The following is a 1,876-nucleotide window of genomic DNA, read 5'->3' on the forward strand; positions in this document are numbered from 1 at the left end:
CTGTTCACACACCTTCTCCGTGCGCCGCCCGAACGCATCGTAGCGATAGTCCCACTGCTGGCCGCCCGGGGTCTGTAGCCCGATAAGCTGATTCTGGCTGTTCCAGCGGGAATAGGCATTTCAGTCAGGCGTTCACAACGATTGTAATTAAAACTTAACAGTCACATTCGTTCTGAAAGTACGTCCCGGTCCCGGCATTAATCCCATTGCTAACGGATCAAGGTAATAGACATCAGTCACGTTATCAATACCTGCCTGAATCCGGATGTTTTTATTAACTTTATATTTCACAAACAGGTCAACGGTTGTGTAAGGTTCCCATTCAACGTGAACCAAAACACTTCCGGAACGCTGTCCTTTAACATCACTCAGCCCTACACTAGGCCGGCTGCCAAAGTAACTTAGCGTTGCTCCCATGTCCAAGTCCTGATCAAAAGCACGTCCACCCAATGTCACTGTATAACTATTCTTCGGCTGGATATGGTTCACAACATAGCTGTCCGGAATACCTCCCGGATTACAGCGCATTTTAGGATTAATGCTTGCCTGTTCCGGTGTTAAACAAAATAGCGTGTGTGTGTAATATGACCAGCCTAATTCAGCATAGGCCACACCCACATCATAACTTGATGAAAGCTCTAAACCACGCCACTCCGCTTTATCAACATTGATCATTGTAAGCTGAGTCTCATACTGACCACGTTTTGCGTTGTTTATTCGGGTCAGATAATCTTTAACCTGTGTATCAAAATAGCTCAGTTTAGTACGGAATTTATCGCCATCCATCAACAGATCATTCTTCAATACATTGACCCCGACTTCCCATGACAGGGAACGCTCAGGTGATAACAGGAGGTTTGTATTCGGAGTCTGAGACCAGCCTTTAGTTGTTTCAAACAGGCTTGGTAACCGGATAGCAGAGCCATACTTGCCATAGAATTGAAGACCTTCTAAAGGCTCAATGGTCATATTGATAATCGGAGACCAACCACCGGCAGTACGTTCTAATCCCTCTCCGTAGGTCACCGGATCAATCACTACCTTCGGTTTATAATTCTCATCAAAAGTATCTGGAAATATAGGATTATTATCATGAGACTTAAAATATGAATAACGCAAACCACCATCAAAGGTCAGCCAATCCAGAGGCTTCCATTCGGCATTAACAAAAATATTATAATCATTACGCCATCCTTCCCTAAAAGAACCGCTCTTAAGCACGTCATAGGTCTCATTCTTCGGATAACCAGTAGTTTCATACGTGTAAGATGCGCCATAGGTAAACGAAAGATCCCCATAAGGAAACAGGATCTCTGATGTATTATTAATACCTACTCCCCATTTATCTGTCTGACTATAAGTACGGTCTACTGTTATTCCTGATAAAGGGCTTGAGCTATTAATATGGCTCACAGCCTGGCTATAAAATGCATTAGCTTTTAAATCGACCAGATAATTACCTTCTGGATTAAAACGATATTGTGCCGTATATGAAGTAACATTAATTTTATTCATAAAACCTTCATAAGGCGCACCGAAACGCACTATTGATGATGGCATTATTTCACCATAGCGGCTGATATATTCGTTTCTAGCCAGTTCAAGGGCTTGGCCTTCACCAAACTTCAGCTTTCCTTTCAACAGATGAGAAATATTATCCATTGAGGTATTCAGTACTTCCTCACTCATTCTGTAAGGAGTAAGTCTTTCGGATGAGGAAAAATAGGGTTGAGGCGCATTCTTACCTCTTTTACCCGCATAATAGTTAACCTGAATTCTGGATAAGAAATTGACGAGAGGCCTGTTCCAGGAGCAAAGTTTTGGTGAAAGCCTAAAACGACTCCGGGGAGGAACAGGCCATGGACAAGTTAGTTGA

The 1,876-nt window shown here is 42.9% G+C and carries 1 protein-coding gene; it reads right to left on the bottom strand.

Annotated elements, in window-relative coordinates; all coding sequences use genetic code 11:
• Positions 1 to 147: 147 nt before the first annotated feature.
• On the bottom strand, positions 148 to 1,876 hold a 1,729-nt coding region (locus AACX68_RS07055), incomplete at its 5' end, for a TonB-dependent receptor domain-containing protein (RefSeq protein WP_228860845.1).

Source organism: Xenorhabdus sp. PB61.4 (genome assembly GCF_963894935.1).
GTDB lineage: Bacteria > Pseudomonadota > Gammaproteobacteria > Enterobacterales > Enterobacteriaceae > Xenorhabdus > Xenorhabdus stockiae.